Here is a 26,991-nt window from a genome sequence, read left to right as displayed (position 1 = left end):
AACGGGAAGCGGTTAATCAGTTCTTAATGTGTGGACTGCGGGTTATTAGGAATTTTCTGCTTACTTTTGTGGATTGCCTTTTTATCAGCTGTTAAGTTTTTTTGATATATCTAGCAACCCTTCGCTGATAATAAAAGCAGGCAACAACGAATAGTATGTCGCTACCCCATTTGCTAAAATATGTTTACAACAACGGCACTGATGAAGTGATCCGCAGGGGGAAGCGTATTTTCTCGACCGGGGGCGTTGAACTCATTGAGGCAGACCCGGTGCTAAAAACAGCTACCTTCCGCGTAAAGAGCGACACACACGCCAATTATTACCGTGTTTCCATCAATAAGTATGGGGAAACCAGCGGTATGTCCATCCGTTGCCAATGTCCGTATAACCTGGGCGATATTTGCCGGCACGAAGCTGCTGCGCTTTTTCAGCTCCAGGAAATGCTGGACAAAAACCATTTTGAAAGCTTCGATACCCAGTTTGACCAGCAGCATACGCTGGTGAAAATGAAATCTATCGATATCAAAAGTATCAAACTGCTTACCTCCGGCGCCATCCTCGCCCAGGCCGAGGAAATTGCCAAAAAGCATCCGGCCCAGATCAAACATGCGAAGGATGAAAAGGTGGAAGCCCTACTGACACTGGATGGACAAGAGTTTCCACTGATTATTCAGCGGAATGAAGAACGCTTTTTTGATACCCATTGCACCTGCGACGAAACAGAACACGCCCTTTGTGTGCATAAAACAGCCCTGTTCCTGCAACTACTGCAGAAACACGGACCGTTTTATTTCGATACGCTGCGCAACTGGGATAAGGAAAAGAATAAATTATTATCGCTATACGGTTATTCCCTGTCTGATGACCTGGAAGGGAAATTTGCCTTTTCCTATATGGATGGCAAGCCGTTCTTAAGAGTACTGGATCCTACCATCAAGCGGGTAGATGGCGCTACTGCCGGCCGGCAGCCGGTAACGGCTCCCCCGCCGCCGGAAGAAACCATTACTATTTCGCAGCGACTGGCCACCGTTTTCAATGCCAATGAAACGCTGTACCCTTACTTTAAAATAGACCTGGTAAGCGGCGAAATTAACGAAGAGCAAACTGCATTTGTATCGCTCGCCAGCAAGCTGGATCTAACTAAATACGTTGACTTTTACCAATACAAGGAAAAAGACAGGGAGCTCATAGCGCCTATACGAAAATTACAGGGCAGCGAAGTGAGTAAGTTCCTCAGCAAAAACTCCCCGTTTGCCGGTATCTGGGAAAATATTACGCATGAAAATGCGGAAGAATTGCCTACCGAAACGAAAGAGTTGATGCTGGAATATCTGCATCCAAAGCTGGCGAAACTGTTCCCACAGCTGGCAGAGCACGGACTGGTATTCGAATTGCCCAACCGACAGGCCTTTAAAACAAAGAACTTACAACAGTTGCAAATTGGCGCCGATCGCCTGAAACTGGTGATCAAAACCACTACCGGAGATACGCACGTTACCGTAAACTGCTATGTGAGTATCGAAGGAGAATTGATAAATGTAGCTGATAACCAATGGGATAGCCCGCTTTTGTTCCTGCATAAACAGGTGATTTATTTGTTTGAAAGCCCACAGGATGCTCTGCACGTAGAGCTTTTCAAACAAAATGGTCAGCTGCGTATCGCCAACAACGAATGGCCTACCTACCTGAAAGATTACCTGTTGCCACTGAGCCGGCAGTATGATATCCAGTTCGATAAAGGATTGCTGGCAGAGGTAAAAGATATTGCCCCAGAACCCCGCGTATTCCTGAAAGAGCTGGGAGAAACATTTATTATACAGCCCGGATTCGCTTATCGCGGCCAGGAGGTAGAATGGAATGACGAAGGCAAGATTACCGTGCAGGAAGGCAATAAGGTGGTGATTATCCACCGGAATAAACCGGCTGAAGAAGAGTTTGTAGCAAAACTCCGCACGTTACATACCAACTTCGCCCAGCACGATAACAATAACTATTTCTACCTGCGGGCAAAAGAAGCGTTGAAGAATAACTGGTTTTTCCTGTTTTTCGATGCGCTGAAAGAAATGAACGTCCGGGTATTTGGATTTGACTCCCTGCGTAATTTCAAATTCAGCTCCCATAAACCGGTTACCAACCTGCAAATCAGCTCTGGCATCGACTGGTTCGACGCCCAGATTGAAGTGCTGTATGGTGATCAGAAAGTAAGTATTAAGGATATCAAAAATGCGCTGGCCAACAAACAGAATTATGTTCAGCTGGCAGATGGCTCCCTGGGGCTGTTGCCGGAAGAATGGCTGCGTAAATATTCCCTGCTGTTTAAAGTAGGGGAAGAAAAGGATAAAGGACTTAAACTCAGCAAATACAATTTCAGCGTTATTGATGAGTTGTATGAGTTTATAGATGATGAAGCGGTAGTGCTGGAACTGGAACAAAAGCGGCGTAAGCTGTTGCAGTTTGATGAAATCCGTAACATCGCCCTGCCGGAAAATTTAAAGGCCAAATTGCGGCCTTACCAGGAGAGCGGATTCCAGTGGCTCAACTACCTCGACGACATTAAATGGGGCGGTATATTGGCAGATGATATGGGTCTTGGTAAAACCATCCAGGCGCTTACCTTCCTGCAATATTACAAGAACAAGAACGGTGGTAAAACCATGGCGTTGATAGTTTGTCCAACTACGCTGATTTACAACTGGGAAAATGAAATCAAGAAGTTTACACCGGATATCCGGCATCATATTCACCATGGCCCGGCGCGATTCAAATCGGCGGAGGAATTGGTAAATTTCGATGCCATCATTACCACCTATGGAACCTTGCGCAGCGATATCCAGCTGCTCATGAAGATAGAATTCGACTATGTGATCCTGGATGAATCACAGGCGATCAAGAACCCACAATCGAAGGTGACCAAGGCAGCACAACTGCTGCAAACACGTAACAGGCTTGCGTTGAGTGGTACGCCAATGCAGAATAATACCTTCGATATCTATGCACAGATGAACTTCCTCAACCCCGGCATGCTGGGCAGCGTGGACTTCTTCCGCAATGAGTTTGCAACGCCTATCGATAAGTTCCAGGATGAAGAAAGGAAAGAGCATCTGCGTAAGCTGATCTATCCGTTTATCCTGCGTCGTACCAAAGAACAGGTGGCGAAAGACCTGCCGGAAAAAATAGAAACCGTAATCTTCTGCGAAATGGATGCGGAGCAAAGGCATATCTATGATGCTTACCGTAATACCTATCGCTCCAAGATTCTCGGGGTGATTGAAGACCAGGGCATGGAACGTTCGCAGCTCACCATCCTGCAAGGGTTGATGAAATTGCGGCAGATCTGCGATTCGCCAGCTATCCTGAACGATACCGAACAATATCCGAATCACTCAGTAAAGCTGCATGAGCTCACCCGTGAAATTTCTGAGAATATCGGCAACCATAAGGTGCTGATCTTTTCCCAATTCCTGGGTATGCTTGGGCTGATCCGCGACCGGATGCAACACTTGAAAATACCTTACGAGTATTTTGATGGTAGCACCTCCACCGTAGATCGTGAAAAAGCCATTCAGAACTTCCAGCATAACGAAGAATGCCGCGTATTCCTGATTTCACTGAAAGCCGGTGGTGTGGGTTTGAACCTCACCGCAGCAGATTATGTGTATATCGTGGATCCATGGTGGAACCCGGCTGTAGAACAGCAAGCTATTGACCGTACTCACCGTATTGGGCAAACGAAAAATATCTTTGCTTACCGCATGATTTGTAAGGATACGGTAGAAGAGAAAATATTGCAGTTGCAGGAAAGAAAGAAATCGCTGGTGAAAGAGATCATTTCGGATGATAGCGGTTTTGTGAAGAAGCTGACGAAGGAAGATGTGTTGTATTTGTTTAGTTAGTGTTGAAGTTTTATAGGTATTAAGTGCTAAATTAGCTTTAGGAAAATTTCGTAACAAGATATCCAAATTATTCAGCATTATTTTGCAGACAAACCTGTGAAAAAGGCCTCCATTTTTTAAACGAAACTATAAGGAGATGTTTTTAAAGAAAACATCTCCTTTTTAATGCACGCGAATTCCAGCAACCCTTTTCATTTTCTGCATACACCCTTCCGTTTCTGCATGGTTTACCCAACTGGCACATTTCACCCCAATACCGTTATTATTTATTAAATAATTGATATTCAATTTTTTATATTCCTGAAAGCGCGTGTTCCCCAACGCTGGCACTCCGCTGGCATTACCCCAATTGTATCAAAACAATTGATCCATATGCTACCAGACTCAAAAATCTCTCAACTGATAGGTTTGCAGATTCCAGGGTTAACATTTCCTGCCGCACAGCAGGAGCCGGTAAGAGGCTCCATTAGTAAGGTGATCCATACTTTTGCGGATTATACCAGCCGGATGATCAGAAGTGAACAATTACACGAGGTAAAACGTTGCTTCACTGTGGCGGGCGTATTATATCATAATGGAAGCAGTGCGTTGCGCAATGCTATTGAAAGCGCTTTCATGTATACCTTATCTCCCCTGCTCTGTGGCAAGCATAAGGAACTACTGCCTTTATCACTGAAGAACATCAGGATTCAGCATTTACAAACAATTGCTATATAAAACAACTTTTATGATGATGACTATTCTCCTGGTATTGGCAGGGATTGCCTGCTTTGCCGTGTTTTTTAAATCGGTAGACTATTTCGAAAAGATCTAATTACAACTACTATGAACGCATTATTTGTTTTATCGCTTTTCGTTTTCGGCTACATGATCTATGTACTGTTGAAACCTGAAAAATTCTGAGTAACAGATTACTCCTACGCCTATACGCAACGCTTTTTTAACTCACTATTGAAATGACAACAGAAATTTTAGGCGTTATAGCCACCTACGGTATTACGCTGTTATTAGCCTGGCCACTGGCGAGGTACATCGTAAAGATATTCCGGGGCGATCGTACCTGGTCCGACTTTATGGCGCCGGTGGAGCGCTTGTTCTTTAAGATATCGGGCATCAATCCCCATGAAGAGATGAACTGGAAACAGCATTTAAAAGCCATGCTGACCATCAACTTAGTATGGTTTGTATATGCCTTTTTTGCGCTGATGTTCCAGGATAAACTGCCGCTGAACCCGGATGGAAATCCGGGGCAGTCGGCCGACCTGGCGTTTAACACCGCTATCAGTTTCGTGGTGAACTGTAACCTGCAGCACTACTCTGGTGAAACCGGCGTTACCTACTTTACACAATTATTTGTACTGGCCTTCCTGCAATTTGTGAGCGCAGCCACCGGTATTGCTGCATTGGTAGTAGTGTTTAAGGCGATGAAGGAAAAAACGACCACGCAACTGGGCAACTTCTGGGACATTTTTCTTAAAACGATCACCCGCATCCTGTTGCCTATCAGTATTGTGATAGCGCTCATCTTCATATTCAATGGCATGCCTGCCAGCTTTGCCGGCAAAGATACGGTAGTGACCATGCAGGGCGATACCGTAAACGTGTCCCGCGGCCCTGTTGCAGGCTTTGTAGCCATCAAGCACCTCGGGACAAATGGTGGTGGTTTCTTTGGCGCCAACTCCGCACATCCACTGGAGAATGTAAATTATATTACCTGGATGACCGAAATGGTAGCACAGGTAGTGATTCCTATTGCGATGGTATTTGCCCTGGGCATGTTTATACAACGAAAGAAATTTGCGTACGTCATTTTCGGGATTATGACGATAGGGATGATCTGTTTGCTGATCCCATCTATGCAGCAGGAAATGGCCGGTAATCCCGAAATAGCCAAGATGGGCATACACCAGGCCACGGGGGCCATGGAGGGAAAGGAAGTGCGGTTTGGCCCTGCCGCCACTGGCTATTGGAGTACGGTAACCACCATTATATCTACCGGTTCTGTGTGCGGCTGGCACGATAGCACCATGCCACTAACTGGCCTGATGCAGTTGCTGGGTATGATGCTCAACTGCTTCTACGGCGGCTGCGGCGTGGGTATCCTTAACTACTACATCTATATCATCATAGCGGTATTTATATCAGGATTGATGGTGGGCCGTACGCCTGAGTTTATGGGGCATAAGCTGGAAGCGAGGGAAGTGAAAATTGCAGCGGTGATTACGTTGTTATCTCCCTTCCTGATCCTGGCAGGTACTGCGTTATCTTCCTGGGTACTGTCGCACCACCCGGATATTAACTGGGCGGTAAAACCTTCGGCCTGGTTGAATAACCCCGGTTATCACGGTTTCTCTGAAATGCTGTATGAATATACGTCTGCCAACGCCAACAACGGTTCTGGTTTTGAAGGCTTAGGAGATGGAAACATATTCTGGAACGTATCTACCGGCTTTGTGTTGATTTTGGGCAGGTTCCTGCCGATTATTGGCCCGGTGGCTATTGCAGGCCTGATGGCATCCAAGAAGTATGTGCCTGAATCTGCCGGTACGCTGAGAACAGATTCACTCACTTTTGGCGCCATGACATTTGCCGTGATTGTTATTCTCACTGCTTTGGCTTATTTCCCTGCCCTGGCATTGGGACCTATCGCAGAGTATTTTTCCCTGTAATTTTTTTAATGACTGACTACCATGAAGCATGATAATAAATTGTTTCCGAGAGAGCAGGTGATGGAAAGCCTGAAGCAGTCTTTCGTGAAGCTACATCCGAAATTGATGATAAAAAACCCGGTGATGTTCACCGTGGAGATAGGCACGGCGGTAATGGCTATCGTTGCCTTGTATACCATTTTTACCGGCAATCGCGAACAGGGCAGTGTAACTTATAACATTGCCATCTTTGCGGTACTTTTCCTTACCGTATTGTTTGCCAACTTTGCAGAAGCTATTGCAGAAGCACGTGGTAAAGCACAAGCAGAGAGCCTGCGTAAAACGCGGGAAGAAACACCTGCCAAAAAGATAGAGCTGATCGGTGAAATATTTACCAATGAAATTAAGATAGTATCCTCCTCTACCCTGCGCAAGGGTGACATCTTTGCCTGTGATCCTGGTGATATCATCCCGGCCGACGGAGAGATTGTACAAGGACTTGCCAGTATCGATGAATCGGCTATTACCGGTGAAAGTGCCCCGGTGATCAGGGAAGCCGGCGGCGATAAGTCGAGTGTGGTAGGCGGTACCAAAGTATTGTCTGATCATATTAAAGTAAGGGTAACCACTGAACCCGGTGAATCCTTCCTGGATAAAATGATAGCCCTGGTAGAAGGCGCCAGCCGCCAGAAAACGCCGAATGAAATAGCGTTAACGATCCTGCTGGCCAGCTTTACCCTGATATTTATTATCGTGTGCGTAACACTGAAACCTTTTGCCGACTATGCACAAACCCCAATTACTATTGCGGCCTTTATTTCGCTGTTTGTTTGCCTGATTCCTACTACCATTGGTGGCTTATTATCTGCCATCGGTATTGCTGGTATGGACCGTGCTTTGCGCGCCAATGTAATTACCAAATCCGGGAAAGCGGTGGAAACAGCCGGAGATATTGATGTGCTGTTGCTTGATAAAACGGGAACTATTACCATTGGTAACCGTAAGGCGACTAACTTCTATGCCACCAATGGCGTTTCTACTGAAGAATTTATCCGCCTCTGTGCATTGAGTTCTTTATCGGACGAAACACCCGAAGGGAAGTCAATTGTAGAGTTGGCAGGAAAAGAAGTAGTAAACAAATTGACCGTAACTGGCGCCAGCCTGGTGAAATTTACCGCCGAAACCCGTAGCAGTGGTATTGACCTGCCAGATGGTAATCGCATTCGTAAAGGCGCTTACGATGCTATCCGCCGGTTAACCGAGAAGGAAGGATTTGTTTTCCCGGAAGAGACCCGCTCCCGGGTGGAAGCCATTGCGAAAGATGGAGGTACCCCACTGGTGGTGGCACTCAACAGTAAAGTACAGGGAGTGATAGAGTTACAGGACATTATCAAACCCGGCATCAGCGAGCGATTCGACCGCCTGCGCAGAATGGGGGTAAAAACGGTGATGGTAACCGGCGACAACCCACTTACAGCCAGATACATTGCTACCAAAGCCGGTGTGGATGACTTCATCGCAGAAGCCAAGCCGGAAGATAAAATGAGTTATATCCGTAAGGAGCAGAACGAAGGCCGCCTGGTAGCCATGATGGGCGATGGTACCAATGATGCGCCGGCATTGGCACAAGCCGATGTGGGAGTAGCGATGAACAGCGGTACACAAGCTGCCAAGGAAGCCGGCAACATGGTGGACCTGGACAATGATCCTACCAAGTTGATTGAGATCGTGGAAATTGGAAAGCAGCTGTTGATGACGCGTGGCACGCTCACTACTTTCTCCATTGCCAACGATGTGGCCAAGTATTTTGCCATTGTTCCTGCGCTGTTTGTGGCATCTATTCCGGCTTTGCAGGGTATTAACATCATGAAACTACATAGTCCTGAAACAGCCATCCTGAGCGCGGTAATTTTCAATGCCATTATTATCCCATTGCTGATACCACTGGCATTAAAAGGGGTGGCCTATAAACCAATCGGCGCCAGTGCCTTGCTGCGCAGGAACCTGCTGATTTATGGCGTAGGTGGTATTATCGCGCCTTTCATTGGCATCAAGCTGATTGATATGGTGATTGCCCTTTTCATGTAATTCTAAATAGAAAAAATTTAAAGAGATGAAAAAATATTTGTGGCCTTCTATAAAACTGACACTGTTGCTGGTGATTGTACTGGGTGGCCTATATCCCCTGTTCCTGGCAGCAGTAGCCAAACTGGCCCCTGGTAAAGGCGATGGTATAACGGTAACGCATAATGGAAGAGTGGTAGGTTATGAGAACATTGCACAGAAATTTACAGACGATAAGTATTTCCAACCACGCCCTTCTACGGTGGATTATAATGCTGCCGGCTCCGGTGGTTCCAATAAATCGGCCGGTAACCCAGACTACCTCAAAACAGTAAAAGATAGAATTGACACCTTTATGGTGCATAATCCGAATGTAAAGAAAGAAGATATTCCTGCTGAACTGGTGACTGCTTCTGCGAGTGGGTTAGATCCCCACTTATCGCCGGAAGCGGCCTATGTGCAGATACCAAGGGTGGCCAAACTGAGGGGGATTCCAGCCGACCGCCTGAAACAACTGGTGGATGCTAATACCAAGGCGCCTGTTTTAGGTGTATTGGGAGTTGCCACTGTAAACGTGTTAAAATTGAACATAGCACTCGACGATTTGAAGTAAGCCGGGTGTAATCCTATTATTCCTTTAACCTGTGATATCCTGTGAAAACCATTGACTGGCAGTCCGTAGCTGCGGATTGCCAGAATTTATTACCATCAGCCTATATTTAAAAGTCAATTTACATGAAGAAAATTTTATTGCTGGGCGGTTTGCTGGCAGCGGCTATTACTATGTATGCCCAGGAAACGCCTACGGCCGAAAAAGAGAAAGGAAAGGTAACCTTTTCAGGATATGCGGAAGCTTATTACAGCTATGATTTTAACAACCCGGCTAATCATCTCAGGCCAGGTTTTTTATACAACTTTAACCGGCATAATGAGCTGAACCTGAACCTGGCGATGGTTAAAGCCAATTATACCAGTGACCGGATAAGAGCAAACGTGGGATTCATGGCCGGTACTTATCCGCAATATAACCTGGCCAGCGAGCCTACCCTGATGCAGTATGTATATGAAGCCAATGTAGGTGTTCGTGTGGGCAAAAACGTATGGATTGATGCGGGTGTAATGCCGTCGCATATTGGGTTTGAAAGCGCTATCGGAAAAGATTGTCCGACCCTTACCAGGAGCATACTGGGCGAAAATTCACCTTATTATGAAACCGGTGTAAAGGTAACCTGGAATCCGAACGACAAATGGACGTTTGCCGCAATGTACCTGAATGGATGGCAAAGAATTAAAAGAGTAGATGGTAATCAAACCCCTGCTTTTGGTACGCAAATTACCTTTAAACCCAGTGACAAAGTACTCCTCAACTGGAGCACTTATGTGGGAAATGATCTCCCGGATAGTATAAGGCAAATGCGTTACTTTAATAATGTTTATGGTACCTTTAATGTAACAGAAAAGTTAAGTGTTATCGCCGGATTTGATTTTGGATTGCAGCAGAAAGCCAGAAGATCTTCTGATCTCAACAGCTGGTATAGCCCTGTTGTGATTGCGAAATATGCTTTTACCAGCAAGTTCGCGATGGCGGGCCGCGTAGAATACTACAACGACCAGCATGGCGTGGTGATCAATACCGGCACTGCCAATGGATTTCAGACAACGGGTTACTCCCTTAATCTTGATTTTACCCCAGTGGATCACGTTATGTTTAGATTGGAAGGAAGAACATTTGATGGTAAAGACAAGACCTTTATGAAAGGAACCCAGATGAAAAATACCAATACAGCGATTACGGCGTCGCTGGCAGTATGGTTCTAAGTATATCTTATGACAGATAAAGAACACTCGGTACAGCATTTTCTTGACCTGGCCAATCGTGCCGGCAGAGGCAAGTTTAAGATATACATCGGCATGAGTGCCGGTGTGGGAAAAACATACCGCATGCTGCAGGAAGCGCATGCCATGTTAAGAAATGGTGTAAATATCCAGATTGGATATATTGAAACACATGGGCGTGCGGAAACGCACGCCCTGCTGGAGGGCTTGCCCCAGATACCCCGCAGAACGGTGTTTTATAAAGGTAAAATGCTGGAGGAGATGGATCTCTCTACCATCCTGCTCCTGTCGCCCGAGTGGGTAGTAGTAGATGAACTGGCGCATACCAATATCCCCGGCTCAAAAAATGAAAAACGCTGGCAGGATGTGGTAGACTTGCTGAATGCAGGGATTAATGTGTTATCGGCTGTTAACATACAGCATATAGAAAGTATCAACCAGGAAGTGAAGTCCATTACCGGTATTGAAGTACAGGAGCGGATTCCGGACCTGGTGTTGCAGATGGCCAATGAAGTGGTGAACATAGATCTTACGGCAGACGAGTTGATTACCCGTTTGAAAGAAGGGAAGATCTACGACCACTCCAAAGTAGAGAGCGCGTTGAGCAACTTCTTCCAGGCTGATAAAATATTACAGCTGAGAGAGTTGGCGTTGAAGGAGGTAACTACCCAGGTAGAAAGAAAAGTAGAATCGGAGATTCCACGTAATTTGCAAATGAGGCATGAAAGCTTCCTGGCATGTATTTCTACCAATGATGAAGTAGCGAGAAAGGTGATCCGCAAAACGGCGAGACTGGCCGCCTATTATCATGCAGACTGGTTTGTGCTATATGTACAAACGCCGCGGGAAAGCGTGGATAAGATTGCACTGGCCGCGCAACGCCATCTCATTAATAATCTGAAACTGGCTACAGAACTGGGTGCGGAAGTGATACAGGAGCATAATGCCAATGTATCGGAAGCGATTATCAAAGCTGCCCTGGATAAGCGGGTGACTACTATTTGTATGGGAAAGCCGCATATCAGCCTTTTCCGTATTATACTACGCACCAACCTGTTTAACCAGCTATTAAAAACGCTTTCTACCAACGACATTGATATTATAATACTATCATGAGTAAGTTCAGATTAAAAACGAAGATTACGCTGGGGGTGTTATTCCTCTACATTATGCTGCTGGTGGTAAGCATTCTGGGTTATTACTATCTGAACCGCCTCAACGAAAAAGCGAAATTTATCCTGAAGGATAACTACGAATCCCTGGAGTACGCCAAAAATATGTTGGTAGCGCTGGAAGATTTGCCGCAGCACCGGGCAGCTGCTATGGAAATGTTTTCTGCCAACCTCCGGAAACAGCAGGCCAACGTTACAGAACGGGGGGAAATGGCTGCTACGGCAGAGGTGGGCCGGATTTTTGAATTGTTGAGAAAGGATTCTACCGCAGATATCAGTGATATTAAAAAGAGTATCTACACTATCATGGATCTCAACATGGCCGCGATTGTGGGGAAGAACGAACTGGTGAAGAAAACGGCCGACAATGCCCTGTTATACATCGCTATCATCAGCGGTGTTTGTTTTTTATTGGGCTTTACGTTTGTATATAATTTCCCAGGATATATTGCCAACCCTATCCATGAACTAACGGAAGGTATCAAGGGAATTGCCAATAAGCAATATGGCAAGCGGCTTTATTTCAAATCGGGAGATGAATTTGGAGAGCTGGCCACGGCTTTTAACGTGATGGCGCAGCGGTTGGATGAATATGAACACAGCAACCTGGCCCGCATCATGTTTGAAAAGCAGCGTGCAGAAGCGGTGATCAGCAGCCTGAAAGATGCTACCATCGGGTTTGATAACAACAACATCATCCTGTTTGCCAACGCACAGGCGCTACAGTTGCTCAGTATGCCGGAGAAAGATGTAATAGGGCAGGCTGCCGAGGCTGCATCTAAAAGAAATGACTTGTTACGGTATTTGATCAATACATCCGAAAATGCCCCGCTTAAAATAGTAGTAGATGGAAAGGAATGTTTCTTTACCCGGGAGACGATCGACATACAACATGAAGAAAAACGTATAGGCTATGTAGTGATACTCCGCAACATTACTACGTTTAAAGAGCAGGATATTGCAAAAACGCATTTTATCGCTACCATTTCACATGAGCTGAAAACCCCTCTGGCAGCATCTGACTTTAGTATTAAGCTACTGGAAGATGAGAGAACCGGCGCGCTGAGTACGGAGCAACGGGAGTTGGTAGATAGCCTGAAACAGGACAACCAGCGTATGATCAAGATTGTAAGTGAGCTACTAGATTTATCGCAGGTGGAAAGCGGGAATATACAACTGCAACCACAGCCGGTAACAGCGCTGAGCATTGTACAATATGCCATGGACACTGTACGGCAGCAGGCTGCCCAGCGGGAAATTGCGATACATACCGCCGTGCCGGATAGCCTGCCCAGGGTGTTGGCAGATGTGGAAAAGACCGCCTGGGTGTTGGTTAACCTGTTGACCAATGCTATCCGGTATTCTGAACATGGCGCCGTTATCGACCTGGCAGTGAGTCCTACGGGCATAGAGATGGTATCATTCGTGGTACAGGACTATGGAAAGGGCATTCCCGCTGCCTTCCGGGACAAGATTTTTGAACGTTTTTTCCAGGTGCCCGGCATGAAAGGGCATCAGGGTAGCGGTCTTGGGTTAGCGATTTCCAAAGAATTTATAGAAGCGCAGGGCGGTGTTATCGGGGTAGAGAGCAGTGAGGGAAAGGGCAGCCGTTTTTATTTTACCTTGCCGGAGGCGCCTGATCAGCATTGATTGATATGCTCCCTGATCAGGGGTACTTTTGAATAGTATATCTTCATTAATTCATCCAGCCGGGAGGCTATAGTGTCTACATTTTCTTCCAACCGGGCATCTCTTTCTATACCCCAGGCAATATCCGATGCGTAGGAAAGGCCAGCCAGGTTGAGGTTGAACTTCATTTGGTGCGCCAGCATATACAGAGATTGCCAGTTTCTATCTATCACCAGTTGATTCATTTCTGAAAATTTCTTTGGGATGCTGGACAATAGTTCTTCCAGCAACACTTTGATGTGCTCAGTCTCGCCGGACATCATGTTATAAACAGCGGTGAAATTGAGGGAGGTATCGTTATCGGGCATATGATGGATAGTTTGTGTGAGCGAAATAGATTCCGGTAGTTGTTCTTCCAGCCCCTTCAATATTTTGAGAAAGAGGTCGGTGCGTTCGAAGGGTTTGGAGATGTAGTCATTCATGCCGGCATTCAAACATCGTTCCCGCTCCCCTTTCAATGCAGAGGCGGTCATTGCGATGACACAGGTCTGGATGCCCCTGTCACGGATCGCCCTGGTAGTTTGATACCCGTCTATTCCCGGCATTTGGATGTCCATGATGATACAATCATATACTTTATGCTGAAGCATTTCAAGAGCTGACTGGCCATTGTTGACCACATCTGTTCTGGCGCCGGCATCATGAAGGGTATAAAATACTACTTGTTGGTTGATTTCGTTATCTTCTACTACTAATATGTTTTTGCCCTGTAATGGTTTTGAAACGTGCGCCAGCTGGTTTTTTTCTACTTTTTCGGTGAGATCGCCATTGTACCGGGTAAAGGGCAACTCAAAATAGAAAGTAGCGCCTTCATTGAGGCTGCTGGTTACCTGGATAGCGCCATCTTGCAGCGCTATCAATTCTTTGCTGATAGCAAGGCCCAGGCCGGTACCGCCATATTTCCGGGTATTATCGGTATGTGTTTGGGAGAAGCTTTTAAAGATGAGGTCATGTTGCTCGGGCGCAATGCCAATGCCGGTATCGGTTATTTCGAAGCCGATCCTTGCTGCGTCCGGATCTTTATTTCCCTTTACCAGTGAGGCTTTGACCGTTATTTTCCCCTCTGGCGTAAATTTAATAGCGTTTTCCACGAGGTTGGTCAATATCTGATTCAGGCGGATGGCATCTCCCAGCAGGGTGGCTGGGACAGCGGCGTCTATTTCATCAACGAACGACAAGCCTTTTTGTTGGGCCTGTAGTCTGAGCGGAAACAAGGCTTTGTCTATTACTTCGTATACATCGAAGGGTTCGCGTTGCAGGTGAAGCTTGCCGGCTTTTATTTTAGAGAAATCCAGTATTTCATTGATGATGACCAACAGGTGATTGGCGGAAGCCTTGATGGCATTGGTATATTCGAGTTGGGCCGGGGACAGTTGGTTTTGTTGTATCAGGAGGTTGGTCATCCCCAGGATACCGTTCATGGGCGTACGAATTTCGTGACTCATATTAGCCAGGAACATTTCCTGTGCGTTGATAGCTTCCTGCGCGGCCTTGCTGGCTTGTTCCATCGCTTTGATATAGTTGGCCTTTTCGGTGAAATCCTGCCCTATACCGCATATGCCGATGATTTCTTCTTCGGTGTTTCTCAATGGAAATTTGGTGATCAGGAAATGGTAGTCCTTACCTCCTACAGTAATCTCATCTTCCAGCTTTACCCGGTTGCCGGTAGCCATCACCTGTTCGTCCAGCTTAGCATAGCGGGGTACCCAATCGTATGGGAGTTCTTCATCTGTTTTGCCGATGATATCTTTTTTATTGATGCCCATGATATCGGTAAAGCGGTTATTAACCAGTAGGTACTTGCCTGGAGCATCTTTTATAAACATCATGGAGGGCATGTAGTCGATAATGGCATCGAGCCGTTTCTGGAGATATTCTGTTTGGCCGGCATCTCTTTTGCGCTTGTCGATATCCCTGACAATACATTGAAACTCCTGTACGCGGCCATTAGAGCCGTAGATAAGAGTTGCGAGTTGTTCTACCCATTTACGGTCGCCTGATTTCGTGGTGATTTCGAATTCCTGGAAGGTATAATCATCGCCGGCTTGCATTTGGTTAGTGTAGAGCGCTTCGAGTTGCTGGTGGGTTTCATCATCGAGAAAGAAGGAGTAATGTTTACCGATCAGCTCTGTATTATTATAGCCTGTGATTTGCGCAGCGTGTTTGCTTACGGAAGTAAAGTACCCGTCGATAGTTGCCCTGAATATGATGAGTTCTGTTTCTTCCGCCAGGCGCATAAAGGATTGTTCTCTTTTAAGGAGGCGGTTGGTATGTATTTTTAATTGGAGGAAGAGGCGGTAGATATAGCGGGATTCTCCCAGCAGCAGGATGAGCATGAACAGGCAGATGAAGATGGTATTCCTGAACAGCAACCGGGTATACTCATTGTTATTTTCCACCTGGGTAACCAGTTTATTGCGGTTGATGTGGATATAGGTGTTGAGATGTTCCAGGATACTTTTTTTAAAGTCGGTGTTTTTAGGTGCGGTGATCAGTTGTTTGGCCAGGGAGGGTTGTTGAGCGGCTGTGTTGAGGATGTCTCGGTTATAATTAAACTTTTCTTCGAGCAGGCTGTGGAGGTCGGCCAGTATCCGGGAGGAGGAGGTATCGTTTTGGGTGATGGTCCGGAGGCCGGAAAGGATATGCCTTATGCTGTCGGGGATGGTGTAGGCTGTGGGTGGAAGGGATACTTTATCGGTCAGCAGCATGTCGCGGATACTATTGGTATAGCTGCCTTCCAGGTTGGTGATGCTTCTGACCATATCGATTTGCTGGTTGGTTTGCACCATCCATTGAGCGGTGCTTTTGCATCTTCTTTGCATATCCCAGGCATAATAAACAAAACCAATGAGCACCATGAGTACTGCAAGGATGAGTACCAGAACAGGATTGACTATTTTTTTCATGCTTTATGTTTCAACGACTCTTTAAAAGCATTGGCAGGGGTTATGGTCCGGGTGATGGATTATATTATTCAAATTAGGAATTTTTGGACCAATATTGCTATTCATCTTGTTCAGTATGAAAGGGGGATCAGGAAAAGAATATGGGTTCAATATCACTTTTTCTGTAACTTTCGGGCTGGGAATGTATAATATGGAGTATGTTTTTGCAATATTTTAACCAATTGTGTTACAATCATTCCATTATATTTGCCTAATATTCTTTTTCCTAAGTATGTATTAATATATGAAGAAAATAATTTTTACCCTGGGTCTGATAGCTGTATCTATTGGAGTTTTTGCGCAGGAAGGTGGCTCTCCGATGAATAAAGCGGTGAATAAGCTTACCCATTCCAACGACTTTTTGATGATTCAGTTATCTTACGATGGCTGGGCTGGTAAGCCGGACAGCTTAAAGAGTGGCCTGAACAGGGGATTCAATATAGCGCTGATGTATGATTTCCCGTTTAAGAAGTCCAAAATGAGTTTGGCGGCTGGTTTGGGTTTCAGCACCAGTGGCGTATATCTGAAAGATCATTATATGGAGATAGGAAAGAATAACAATTCTGTGGCATCGTTCCCCTCCTCTTCTTATAAAAAGAATAAAGTAGCCACTACTTACCTGGAAATTCCGATTGAATTGCGGTACCGTAGCGTGCCAGACAATGCCAATAAAGGCTTTAAAGCAGCTATCGGCGTAAAAGTAGGCGCACTGGTAGATGCACATACGAAGGTAAAATATACCGGGGCTAATGGCAATAAGGAGTTTGATAAAGTATCCAACAAAGGATTCTTTAATCCATGGCGTTTTGCAGCTACTGCCCGTGTAGGTTATGGTAACTTCGCGTTATTTGGTGCTTACTCGCTGAATCCATTATTAAAAGACAATGCTGCCAATAACCTGGACATCAGGCCGTACTCTATCGGTATCGCCCTGAGCGGACTTTAGTTGAGCTGAAAGCATAAAGGCACAAAGCAAAAAGCTATTGAGGCGAATGATCAACGCGATTTTTATATTCGCAGAGATCATTCGCCTCAATAGCTTTTTGCTTTTTGCTTTTTGCCTTTAGCTTTACGCTCCTTTAAACACTGGTTTTCGCTTTTCCAGGAAGGCCTGTATGCCTTCGGCGTTATCTGCTGAGTTGCCGGCTATTTCCTGGCAATAGGCTTCGTAGTCGAGCACGGCATCAAGGTTTTCCGTCATGCCTTTGGTCAGCATTTTTTTCATGAGGGCGATGGCTTTCGTAGGGGCGGCAGCGTAATAGGCAGCTTCTTCCTGTACGGCGGTGTCGAGGTCGCCGGCAGGCACTACTTTGTTGACCAGTCCCATTTGCAGGGCTTCCGCGGCGGTAATTTTCGTGGCTTTGGTGGCCAGTTCAAATGCGCGGTGGTAGCCTACGGTGCGGGGCAGGAAGTAGGAAGAGCCGGTATCCAGTACCAGTGCAATGTTGACGAAGATTTCGATCATGGTAGCTGTTTCGCTGGCGATGATCATATCGCAGGCCAGGGCTATGGAGCATCCGGCGCCAGCTGCCACACCATTAAGCCGGCAAATGACCGGCTTAGGCATGTTGCGGATGGCGCGAATAATGGGATTATAGCGTTTGTGCAGTGATTCGCTGAGATTACGTTTACCTGACTCCATAGATGCTTTGAGGTCCTGGCCACTGCTAAATGCTTTGCCAGCGCCAGTAAGCACCACCACTCTCACAGAAGTATCTTTTTCAGCCTTTTTTAACGCGTCTTGCAGCTCATAGCTGAGCGGGTCATTGAACGCATTGTATACTTCGGGTCTGTTAAGGGTGATGGTAGCAATACCATCCTGAATATCCATCAATAAAGTAGTCATGATACCAGGTTTAACGTTATTTACAGGGTTTCTTTCAGCCAGTTGAAGAATTCACGTTGCCATACAATGGCATTTTGTGGTTTCAGCACCCAGTGATTTTCTTCTGGGAAATAGAGCAGTTTGCTCTTGATGCCTTTTAATTGTGCCAGCTGGAAGGCCTGTAATCCCTGCTCGATAGGTACACGGAAGTCGATGCCTCCCTGGATAATAAGGATGGGCGTATTCCATTTGTTGGCGTATTCGCTGGGGTTGAAATGTTTGTATCCATTGGCATTGGCCGGATCCCAGTAGGCGCCGATATCCCAGTTGGCGAACCAGAGTTCTTCGGTGGTACCATACCAGCTTTTCAGGTCAAACAGGCCATCGTGGGCAATAAATGATTTAAACCGGTTTTCGTGTACACCTGCCAGCATGTATACCGAGTAGCCACCATAGCTGGCGCCTACGGCCCCGCGGCGGTTTTTATCTACATAGCTTTCTTTGCTTACATCGTCTATAGCGCTCAGGTAGTCCTTGATCGGTTGTCCGCCCCAGTCTTTACTGATAGAAGCATTCCATTCCACGCCGTGACCGGGCATCCCTCTCCTGTTGGGCGCAACTACAATATAGCCCTGAGAAGCCATGAGCTGGAAGTTCCAACGGAAGGAGTAAAACTGTGATACGGCCGATTGAGGGCCGCCCTGGCAATACAGGAGGGTAGGATATTTTTTAGCGGGGTCAAAATCCGGCGGATAGATCACCCAGGTGAGCATGTCTTTATTGTCGGTTGTTTTCACCCAGCGCTTTTCTATTTTGCACATACCGATCTTATCGTAGATGGGTTTGTTAATGTTGGTGAGCGGGGTTACTGTGCCTTTCTGGAGGTCTACGGTAAATAGTTCTGCCGCATGGTTCATATCGGTGCGGGATACCACCAGCGTGTTACCTGCTTGAGCAACTATATCGTTGATATCGAAGTCGCCGGTGGTTACCTGGCGAATATGTTTGGCGTTGGTTTGAGCCAGATTTTTCTGGAGTGTTATTTCCAGCAGTTGTTCGGTGCCTTTGATCACGGCTACGAAGTATATTTTTTTACCATCGTTGCTGAAGCGGCAAGAGGCGGCGGTACCGTCCCAATCTTTGGTGAGGTTGGTGATAACGCCGGTGGTACGGTCCATCACGATGACATCATTTTTATCAGACTCATATCCATCGTGGGCCATGCTTAACCAGGTGATGTATTTGCCATCCTGGCTGAAGGAAGGGGCTACATCGTAGCCCATCATGCCTGTAGACAGGTTACGGGTGTTTTTGGTATCCAGGTTGTATTCGTAGATATCGGTATTGGTGCTGAGGGCGTATTCTTTCCCGAATTTTTTCTTACAAACATAGATAATGCTTTTGCCGTCCTGGCTCCAGATCATGTCTTCCGGGCCACCAGCCGGCATTTGAGGGCAGTCGTGCGGCTCTTCTGCCATGATGTCTACCGGGGTACCTACTTCGCCATTATTGTAAGTAGCATAGAATACGTGGGAGAAGTTGCCATCTTCCCAGGTATCCCAGTGGCGGTAGTTGAGATTATCATAGATTTGGACATTGGATTTAGGAAGATCCGGGAAATGATCTGCGCCGGATATCTTTTTCACTTTCACATCTTTCGAAAACAAGATATGCTTACCATCGGGAGAGATGCGGATATTTTGCATACCGCCTTCCACATTGGTTTTTTGTACCGGGTTGGAGCCATCGGCATTCATTTCGTACCATTGTCCTTTCAGGGAAAACCCGATTTTATTGCCGGGGAGGATGGCTACATCTCCTTCTGCACCCGGTGTTTGGGTGATTTGGGTAGCGGCGCCGCCGGCTAATGGAATGGCATAGAGATTTTTTTCATTTTTGTTTTCCGTCATATTGATCTGGGAGACGCCAAAGAAGACGGTTTTCCCATCGGCGCTCAATGCCTCGCCGCTTACACGGCCTAATTGCCATAGCAATTCAGGCGTCATCTTATCCTGGGCTACTGCCATAGTTGAGATTAATAGTCCTGTCAGTAAAAAAGGTTTATACATGGTATCGAAAGGTTGTTTTGGATCGGGTAAATGTAGGAAGAAATAGGGATTTTACGGGGCTCGCTCTGTAGCCGGTAAATTCTGTGTAAATTTGCTGCAAATTCAGAAAAAACTTGATTGAGAAAAAACAAGTCGTACAAAAAGAAGAGAAGGCCGTTATTGTAGGGGTGATCACGAAAGACCAGACAGAGCGCCAGGCTAATGAGTTCCTGGATGAACTGGTATTCCTGGCGGAAACCGCTGGAGCTGCCACTGTAAAGCGTTTTACCCAACGTTTGGCACATCCCGACAGGGCCACTTTTGTGGGAAAGGGAAAGCTGGAAGAAATACATCAGTTTATCGCTGGCCGGGATATTTCACTCGTCATCTTTGACGATGAGTTAACCGGGTCGCAGATTGCCAATATTGAAAAAGTCCTGAAAGTAAAAACGATCGACCGCAGTGACCTTATCCTGGACATCTTTGCCCGCCGTGCCCGTACTGCCCAAGCCAAGGTACAGGTGGAGCTGGCGCAATACCAGTATATCCTGCCCCGTTTGCGTGGGATGTGGAGCCACCTGGAAAGACAGGGAGGCGGTATTGGCAGCAGGGGCCCGGGGGAAACGGAAATCGAAACGGACCGTCGTATCGTAAAGGATAAAATTGCCCTTTTGAGAAAAAGGTTGGAGGAAATTGATAAGCAGTCGCTGACCCAACGCAAAGAGCGCGGCGAATTTGTGCGTGTAGCGCTGGTAGGATATACCAACGTGGGTAAAAGCACGATCATGAACCTCCTCAGCAAAAGTGAAGTATTTGCCGAAAATAAATTGTTTGCCACGCTGGATACCACTACCCGCAAGGTAGTGTTTGAACAAACGCCTTTCCTGCTCAGCGATACCGTAGGATTTATCCGTAAGCTGCCTCACCACCTGGTGGAGAGCTTCAAGTCCACCTTGGATGAGGTGCGCGAAAGCGATATCCTGATCCATGTGGTAGATATTTCGCACCCGCAATATGAAGAGCAGATTGAGGTAGTAAACCGCACCCTGCAGGACCTGAAAGCCTTTGAAAAGCCTACTATCCTGATCTTTAATAAGATGGACCTGTATGAGGCCAACACCTTTGATCAGTGGCTGGAGCCCGAAGTGAAAGCAGATATCCTGAGAGACCTGAAACAGAACTGGGAAACAAAAACTCAGGGTAACTGTGTATTCATTTCTGCTTTAGAGAAAAGGAATATTGAAGAGCTGCGTAAAACCATACTGGACAAGGTATCCAAGCTGTACAAAGAACGTTTTCCCTATAAATCGGAATTTTTCTACTAATGGCCAAATCGTATACCTGGTATAAATTGTCGGAAGGGCATTTGCCGCTGGCGGAAGGAGAGATTACAGAAATAGAGGTAAATGGAAAAAAGATCTGTTGTACCCTGCACCAGGGCCAACTTTTCGCCTTTGCTCATAAATGCCCGCATGCCGGTGGTATTATGTCCGACGGATTCATCGATACTGCCGGCAACGTGGTATGCCCCATACATCGTTATAAGTTCAGCCTAAAAAATGGATACAACTGCAGTGGAGAAGGCTACTACCTGAAAACCTATCCCATAGAGCAGCGGGGAGACGGCCCCTGGCTGGGAATAGAGAAAACCGGGTGGTTCTGGTAGGCAATTATCTTTCTGTTAAAAGTGGCAGGTGAGCTTGACGTAACCGGCATATGCCTGTAACTTTTCGCTATGCTGACTACACCTACAACTATCACACACAGATTTCATCTCCAGGAAAAACAGGTATGGCTGTTGATAACAGCAATGGTAGTCCTGTTGCAATTCAGTGCTTTGTTTGTACCTATACTGGAGCCGGATGGCGCCCTCTATGCCGGTATTGCCAAAACAATGGTATTAAAACACGACTATTGGAATCTTTATGCCGATGGTCATGACTGGCTGGATAAACCTCACTTCCCTTTCTGGATGGCTGCCATCAGCTTCCAGCTCTTCGGTTTTCATACCTGGTCGTATAAACTGCCTGCTATCCTCTTTTTGCTGATGGGCGCCTGGTATACTTACCGCTTTGCCTATGAACTATATGATGAAAAGGTAGCCCGCTGGGCGGTATGCATCCTCCTAACGGCCGAACATCTGGTTATTTCCAATAATGATGTAAGGGCAGAGCCCTACCTTACCGGGTTGATCATTGGAGCGGTATATTATGGTTACCGCCGGAAAATCTTGTTAGGAGCCATTTTTACGGCATGTGCCATCATGACGAAGGGTTTATTCGCCCTTGTGCCTGTTGGCGCCGCTATTGGCGGGCAATTGCTGTTTACCCGCAACTGGAACGAGCTGTTTCATATTCGCTGGCTGTTGGCGCTGCTATTGACAGCCCTATTTATTACGCCTGAGCTATATGCGCTTTACCGGCAATTTGACCTGCATCCCGAGAAGACGGTGTTTAACAGCACGGGTGTATCAGGGCTGCGCTTTTTCTTTTGGGACAGCCAGTTTGGGCGATTTATGAACACCGGCCCTATTAAAGGAAGCGGCGATCCCTTTTTCTTTTTTCATACCGTATTATGGGCGTTTTTACCCTGGTCGGTGATGTTATATGCCGCCGTTATTCTATTTATCCGGAAATGGAAACAGCAAAAGGAATATTACTGTATTTGCGCGTCCATGGCTACTTTCCTGTTATTTTCATTGTCGAGGTTTCAACTTCCTCACTACCTGAATATCATTTTCCCCTTTTTTGCTATACTCACCGCCCGGTATATTTTATCGCTCGAAACGGTGAAAGAATTGAAGTTTTTCCGGATCACCCAGTATACCATCATTATCCTGGTGGCGATAGCTGGCGTGGTGCTGGACCTGCTTTATAAACCCGCCATGCACTATGCCTGGTTGTTGCTGGCGGGGGCATTGTTACTCTTATATGTACTACTGCATTACTGGTTGGATAAATCTAGCCGGCAGGCAATTTTTTATCGCACCATCGCCATCAGTATTCTGTTGAACCTCTACCTGAACACCATCTTGTACCCCGATATGATGCAGTACCAGAGCGGTAGTCAGGCTGCGGCATATGCCAATACTACCCTTCCGGGGCAAAGCATCGGTTTATTCCAGGTTAACTCCTACGCATTTGATTTTTACCTGGATGCGCCTGTAATACGCCAGGATAGCGCCAGCGCGGTAGTGTTTACCTCGAGGGAAGGCCTGGATCTCTTACAAGCCCAGGGACATACCTGCAGCATCATCCGGTCGTTCCCCCACTTTTATGTGAGCAAACTGGATTTACCATTTGTCCGGAAAGTAACCCGGGCAAGTGCTTTGGGAGAAAGATTGCTGGTGGCGGTGAAAAAATAAATTTTTTATTTGTTGTTGAAATGGGCCATGGTGGCTGCATTAGTCGGTGTCTTTTTTTCTTTTTCAGGAAATTTTTTAAAAAAAAGTGAGATAAGATTTTGCGAAAATAAAAATTTGCCTATTTTTGCAATCCCAAATCGCATAAACGATACGGGAAACACTCCTCCTTAGCTCAGTTGGTTAGAGCATCTGACTGTTAATCAGAGGGTCGCTGGTTCAAGTCCAGCAGGGGGAGCAAAAGAAAAAGAAGAAGCCTTATCAGTTCAACCTGATAGGGCTTCTTTGATTTTATACTGGTTTGTTTTTCCCGCCACAACCTCTCTTACAACGATTATTTCCACGACCTTTTAAACAAAGCATATTCGGCCTTTTGAACAAAGCCGGTCGGAAACCACTGCGCTACTTTTGTATCAAACAAAACGAAATTTAAATGATACAGCACAATTATCAGGGAGCGTTACAGCATCCTATTGGCGCAGGATTTTATGCACAGTCCACCACAGCAGATGTTATCAAAGGTGTTGATCTCAGTGGTAAAATTGTTATTGTAACAGGTGGGAACACGGGCATCGGTCTGGAAACAACAAAGACACTCGCCTCCGCCGGCGCTACAGTGATTGTTCCGGCGAGAGACATAGAAAAGGCAAAAAAAAATTTGGCTGGTATTGCCAGCGTGGAGATTGAGCCTATGGATATCATGGATCCTGCGTCAATCGACGCTTTTGCTGGGAGGTTTCTGGCCTCCCACAGGCCTTTGCATTTATTGATAAATAATGCGGGCATTATGTGGGTACCGCTGCGTAGAGATCTACGGGGAATTGAATCACAACTGGCCACCAATTATATCGGGCAGTTTCATTTAACGGCCAGGCTCTGGCCTGCACTTAAAGCGGCCAATGGTGCAAGAGTGGTGAACGTTTCCTCCCTGGGCCATCATATGTCGCCATTCGATTTTGAAGACCCGAATTTTGAGCACCGGGAGTATGAAACGCTATTGGCATATGGTCAATCAAAAACAGCCAGTAACCTTTTTACCCTTGAACTGGATAGTCGCGCACGTGCATATAATGTTCGGGCCTACGCGGTACATCCCGGATCAATTGCCGGTACTGAATTAGGACGGGAGGCATCAATTGAATTATTCCAGAAAATGGGTTTCCTGGACGAAGAAGGAAATATGCGTCCGGATGTATTAGCGAGATTAAAAACAATTCCTCAGGGAGCAGCAACCACCGTTTGGGCAGCTACCAGCAGTCAACTTAATAATATCGGCGGCGTGTACTGTGAAGACGGAGATATCGCGGAACTGTTACTGTCTAATACGACAACACCTACCCACGCCAAACTTCACCAAAGCGGCGTACAGGAATATTCGCTGGACGAACGCCAGGCAAAGCTACTATGGACACTCACAGAAGAAATGACAGGTGTACATTTCCAGGTTAAATAAAAACCTGCTTTCCCGACATTATTTAAAAATAAAAACAATCAAAATGACGACTCTTGAAGGAAAAATTGCACTGATTACTGGTGGAAACAGCGGTCTTGGATACGCTACCGCCAAAGAATTGATGGCACAAGGTGCACAGGTGATCATCACCGGCCGGAGAAAAGAAGCGATAGAGAAAGCCGCCGCCGAGTTGAATGCGACCAGTTTCCTCGCAGATCAAGCGAACCCCGGCGATATTGAAAATCTGGCAGCCAGTGTAAGACAACAGTTTGGTAAAATTGATATCCTGGTAGTGAATGCAGGCATTTCCAAATTAACAACGATAGAAAATGCAACGGAAAAGTTGTTTGACGAAGTGATGGACCTGAATCTAAAAGGGACTTATTTTACTTTAAGCAGGTTTATCCCATTACTGAATGATGGAGCATCTGTAGTACTGTTATCATCTTCCTCCGCATCGAAGTCAATTCCACAGACATCTATCTATGCGGCGAGTAAAGTAGCTGTGAATGCAGTGATGAAAATTGCATCCGTGGAATTGGCGCCGAGAAGGATCCGGGTAAATTCAGTGAGCCCAGGTCCTTTTAACACAGCAATTATGGAAAAAACAGGACTGGCCGATCCGGGAATGCAGGATTTCATTAAAGCTGGCGTTCCCCTGGGCCGGCTGGGAAACCCCTCCGAAGTAGGAAAACTGATTGGCTTCCTGGCTAGCGACGGAGCTGCATTCATTACAGGAGCGGAATACCTGGTAGATGGTGGACAATCCCTGAATAAATAGGGGTACCGCCATCCCAGAGTAAAAGGTCATTATTTCTCTTAAATTTGTAAGAAGCATATTCAATATCAACATGGAATATCGGGCTAAATATATCACAGAAGATATCAAGCTGTCTTGTTACCAGGACAAGTTCTTTAAATCCGATATCATGTTTGAACATCACATGCTGATTTGGTTTATCTCTGGCGAAACCAAAATCATTCGCGCCGAAGGAACCTACCTATTTAAAGAAGGCGATATCTTCTTAATTCCAAGAAATCAGCTGGCCACCATTATCAATTACCCTAAAGACGGTTTGCCACATAAAACAGTTGTAATGCATCTGACAACAGCATGGCTGCGTCGTTTTTACGCAGGGCTTAATATTAAGCCGACAACTGCAAATGTGCATCAGATAAGGCATTATGTAAACCACCCGTTGCTGAAGAGCTGCCTGGCATCGTTGATTCCTTACTTTGAGGTGAAGGATTTGCCCCCAGGCCTGGCTGATTTAAAAATTACGGAAGCCGTCACCATTTTGCGTACTATAGATAGAGATATTGATAATTTACTCGCCAATTTTGAAGAACCAGGGAAAATAGACCTGGCAGATTACATGGAGAGAAATTTCATGTTCAATTTACCCCTGGATAAATTCGGTTACCTTACCGGAAGAAGCCTGACAACCTTTAAGAGAGACTTCAGGAAAACATTTGCTACCACACCACAACGATGGCTGACCAAGAAACGACTGGACCTGGCGCATTATGAGTTTGTGCATAAAAAGAAGAAGCCCGTGGATGTTTGTTATGAGGTAGGATTCGAGAATTTATCACATTTTTCATTCGCATTTAAGAAAGAATTTGGATACGCACCTACCGAGTTACTGGCATCAGGAATATAGCTGATAAAAGCAAGGGCTAAGGGATAGATAAATGTGGGATCTGCCCCGGTTATTTTTTATCTGATCTGTTAAGGTGTTATCACAAGCTTGGTGCTATATTCTCCGCTTTATCCTAAACTGACCAGCTATTTCTTGATTGCCGATGAAATTAAATTAAGCACCACTAACATACTTACACCCAATGGAGATGGTAAGAATGATAAATGGGGGGTAACTCATCCTCCTATTTCCTGGTATATATCCCGGTGAGGCGCTATAGGCGCCTTGCCGGGATATATTGTTTTTAAACCAGCCACTACCGTTTAGCTGATAAAAAGAATAATAAAATGAACATTATACTGCTATGGTTGTTATAGTATCCGATTCTTCCACCATTAAAGAAAAACACGGAAT

General features: G+C 46.0%; 18 protein-coding genes and 1 tRNA gene. 16 read left to right on the top strand and 3 right to left on the bottom strand.

The features are described 5' to 3' along the window. Positions 1-155: 155 nt before the first annotated feature. The 8 genes from HGH90_RS19070 (at position 156) to HGH90_RS19030 (ending at position 13,263) form a co-directional block, all read left to right on the top strand. Positions 156-3,893, top strand: a complete 3,738-nt coding sequence (locus tag HGH90_RS19070) for an SNF2-related protein (RefSeq protein WP_168764845.1) — start codon at positions 156-158, stop codon at positions 3,891-3,893. 372 nt (positions 3,894-4,265) lie between these two features. After that, entirely contained in the window at positions 4,266-4,610 is a 345-nt protein-coding gene (locus HGH90_RS19065) for a hypothetical protein (RefSeq protein ID WP_145662448.1), read from the top strand. Between the two features lie 239 nt (positions 4,611-4,849). Continuing rightward, the gene (kdpA, locus tag HGH90_RS19055) at positions 4,850-6,562 is read left to right on the top strand and encodes a potassium-transporting ATPase subunit KdpA (RefSeq protein WP_168764844.1); all 1,713 of its coding nucleotides are present in this window, start codon (positions 4,850-4,852) and stop codon (positions 6,560-6,562) included. Between the two features lie 21 nt (positions 6,563-6,583). Continuing rightward, positions 6,584-8,629, top strand: coding sequence for a potassium-transporting ATPase subunit KdpB (kdpB, locus tag HGH90_RS19050; RefSeq protein WP_169191715.1), 2,046 nt, complete (start codon positions 6,584-6,586; stop codon positions 8,627-8,629). Between the two features lie 25 nt (positions 8,630-8,654). Then, positions 8,655-9,218, top strand: a complete 564-nt coding sequence (gene kdpC / locus HGH90_RS19045) for a potassium-transporting ATPase subunit KdpC (protein WP_169191714.1) — start codon at positions 8,655-8,657, stop codon at positions 9,216-9,218. 122 nt (positions 9,219-9,340) lie between these two features. Further along, on the top strand, positions 9,341-10,423 hold the full coding sequence (locus tag HGH90_RS19040) for a porin (RefSeq protein ID WP_168764841.1): 1,083 nt from the start codon (positions 9,341-9,343) through the stop codon (positions 10,421-10,423). 9 nt (positions 10,424-10,432) lie between these two features. Continuing rightward, positions 10,433-11,557: a sensor protein KdpD gene (locus HGH90_RS19035; protein ID WP_168764840.1), complete on the top strand. Its 1,125-nt coding sequence runs from the start codon at positions 10,433-10,435 to the stop codon at positions 11,555-11,557. Beyond that, complete coding sequence (locus tag HGH90_RS19030; protein ID WP_168764839.1) at positions 11,554-13,263, top strand: ATP-binding protein; 1,710 nt, start codon at positions 11,554-11,556, stop codon at positions 13,261-13,263. Before HGH90_RS19035 ends, HGH90_RS19030 begins: the two co-directional genes overlap by 4 nt. On the opposite strand, the gene HGH90_RS19025 is transcribed toward HGH90_RS19030, so the two are convergent. Continuing rightward, positions 13,254-16,208, bottom strand: a complete 2,955-nt coding sequence (locus HGH90_RS19025; protein WP_169191713.1) for a PAS domain S-box protein — start codon at positions 16,206-16,208, stop codon at positions 13,254-13,256. The genes HGH90_RS19030 and HGH90_RS19025 overlap by 10 nt on opposite strands. Positions 16,209-16,491: 283 nt before the next feature. Between HGH90_RS19025 and HGH90_RS19020 the strand changes: the two genes are divergently transcribed. Then, entirely contained in the window at positions 16,492-17,193 is a 702-nt protein-coding gene (locus tag HGH90_RS19020) for a porin family protein (protein WP_168764837.1), read from the top strand. 123 nt (positions 17,194-17,316) lie between these two features. Here HGH90_RS19020 and HGH90_RS19015 read toward each other — a convergent pair whose 3' ends face one another. Further along, positions 17,317-18,093: an enoyl-CoA hydratase/isomerase family protein gene (locus tag HGH90_RS19015; protein ID WP_168764836.1), complete on the bottom strand. Its 777-nt coding sequence runs from the start codon at positions 18,091-18,093 to the stop codon at positions 17,317-17,319. A gap of 20 nt (positions 18,094-18,113) precedes the next feature. After that, on the bottom strand, positions 18,114-18,845 hold the full coding sequence (locus tag HGH90_RS32285) for an alpha/beta hydrolase family protein (protein WP_410493697.1): 732 nt from the start codon (positions 18,843-18,845) through the stop codon (positions 18,114-18,116). 1,409 nt (positions 18,846-20,254) lie between these two features. On the opposite strand from HGH90_RS32285, the gene hflX reads away from it, so the two are divergent. From hflX to HGH90_RS18975, 7 genes are all read left to right on the top strand, one after another. After that, positions 20,255-21,445 (top strand): GTPase HflX, encoded by a 1,191-nt coding sequence (gene hflX, locus HGH90_RS19005; RefSeq protein WP_168764834.1) that lies wholly within the window; start codon positions 20,255-20,257, stop codon positions 21,443-21,445. Continuing rightward, positions 21,445-21,786, top strand: coding sequence for a Rieske (2Fe-2S) protein (locus HGH90_RS19000; RefSeq protein WP_168764833.1), 342 nt, complete (start codon positions 21,445-21,447; stop codon positions 21,784-21,786). Before hflX ends, HGH90_RS19000 begins: the two co-directional genes overlap by 1 nt. 69 nt (positions 21,787-21,855) lie before the next feature. Then, complete coding sequence (locus HGH90_RS18995; protein WP_211092997.1) at positions 21,856-23,484, top strand: ArnT family glycosyltransferase; 1,629 nt, start codon at positions 21,856-21,858, stop codon at positions 23,482-23,484. A 161-nt stretch (positions 23,485-23,645) separates the two neighbouring features. Continuing rightward, positions 23,646-23,719: transfer RNA gene (locus HGH90_RS18990), tRNA-Asn, on the top strand. Between the two features lie 195 nt (positions 23,720-23,914). Next, positions 23,915-24,934, top strand: coding sequence for an SDR family NAD(P)-dependent oxidoreductase (locus HGH90_RS18985; RefSeq protein WP_168764832.1), 1,020 nt, complete (start codon positions 23,915-23,917; stop codon positions 24,932-24,934). A gap of 43 nt (positions 24,935-24,977) precedes the next feature. Next, positions 24,978-25,715: an SDR family oxidoreductase gene (locus HGH90_RS18980; RefSeq protein ID WP_168764831.1), complete on the top strand. Its 738-nt coding sequence runs from the start codon at positions 24,978-24,980 to the stop codon at positions 25,713-25,715. 70 nt (positions 25,716-25,785) lie between these two features. Then, the gene (locus HGH90_RS18975) at positions 25,786-26,598 is read left to right on the top strand and encodes a helix-turn-helix domain-containing protein (protein WP_168764830.1); all 813 of its coding nucleotides are present in this window, start codon (positions 25,786-25,788) and stop codon (positions 26,596-26,598) included. Positions 26,599-26,991 lie beyond the last annotated feature (393 nt).

It is taken from the genome of Chitinophaga sp. Ak27 (assembly GCF_012726295.1).
Classification (GTDB): Bacteria; Bacteroidota; Bacteroidia; order Chitinophagales; family Chitinophagaceae; genus Chitinophaga.
This window is presented reverse-complemented; position numbering and strand designations above follow the sequence as displayed.

What these genes read in the sequence shown, in the direction of transcription:
- kdpA (WP_168764844.1), top strand. Translation starts at nt 4,850, where the DNA reads ATGACAACAGAAATTTTAGGCGTTATAGCCACCTACGGTATTACGCTG.
- HGH90_RS18985 (WP_168764832.1), top strand. Translation starts at nt 23,915, where the DNA reads ATGATACAGCACAATTATCAGGGAGCGTTACAGCATCCTATTGGCGCA.
- HGH90_RS19035 (WP_168764840.1), top strand. Translation starts at nt 10,433, where the DNA reads ATGACAGATAAAGAACACTCGGTACAGCATTTTCTTGACCTGGCCAAT.
- HGH90_RS18995 (WP_211092997.1), top strand. Translation starts at nt 21,856, where the DNA reads ATGCTGACTACACCTACAACTATCACACACAGATTTCATCTCCAGGAA.
- HGH90_RS18980 (WP_168764831.1), top strand. Translation starts at nt 24,978, where the DNA reads ATGACGACTCTTGAAGGAAAAATTGCACTGATTACTGGTGGAAACAGC.
- HGH90_RS19025 (WP_169191713.1), bottom strand. Translation starts at nt 16,208, where the DNA reads ATGAAAAAAATAGTCAATCCTGTTCTGGTACTCATCCTTGCAGTACTC.
- kdpB (WP_169191715.1), top strand. Translation starts at nt 6,584, where the DNA reads ATGAAGCATGATAATAAATTGTTTCCGAGAGAGCAGGTGATGGAAAGC.
- HGH90_RS19020 (WP_168764837.1), top strand. Translation starts at nt 16,492, where the DNA reads ATGAAGAAAATAATTTTTACCCTGGGTCTGATAGCTGTATCTATTGGA.
- HGH90_RS19070 (WP_168764845.1), top strand. Translation starts at nt 156, where the DNA reads ATGTCGCTACCCCATTTGCTAAAATATGTTTACAACAACGGCACTGAT.
- HGH90_RS19015 (WP_168764836.1), bottom strand. Translation starts at nt 18,093, where the DNA reads ATGACTACTTTATTGATGGATATTCAGGATGGTATTGCTACCATCACC.
- kdpC (WP_169191714.1), top strand. Translation starts at nt 8,655, where the DNA reads ATGAAAAAATATTTGTGGCCTTCTATAAAACTGACACTGTTGCTGGTG.
- HGH90_RS32285 (WP_410493697.1), bottom strand. Translation starts at nt 18,845, where the DNA reads ATGCTCACCTGGGTGATCTATCCGCCGGATTTTGACCCCGCTAAAAAA.
- HGH90_RS19030 (WP_168764839.1), top strand. Translation starts at nt 11,554, where the DNA reads ATGAGTAAGTTCAGATTAAAAACGAAGATTACGCTGGGGGTGTTATTC.
- HGH90_RS19065 (WP_145662448.1), top strand. Translation starts at nt 4,266, where the DNA reads ATGCTACCAGACTCAAAAATCTCTCAACTGATAGGTTTGCAGATTCCA.
- HGH90_RS18975 (WP_168764830.1), top strand. Translation starts at nt 25,786, where the DNA reads ATGGAATATCGGGCTAAATATATCACAGAAGATATCAAGCTGTCTTGT.
- HGH90_RS19000 (WP_168764833.1), top strand. Translation starts at nt 21,445, where the DNA reads ATGGCCAAATCGTATACCTGGTATAAATTGTCGGAAGGGCATTTGCCG.
- HGH90_RS19040 (WP_168764841.1), top strand. Translation starts at nt 9,341, where the DNA reads ATGAAGAAAATTTTATTGCTGGGCGGTTTGCTGGCAGCGGCTATTACT.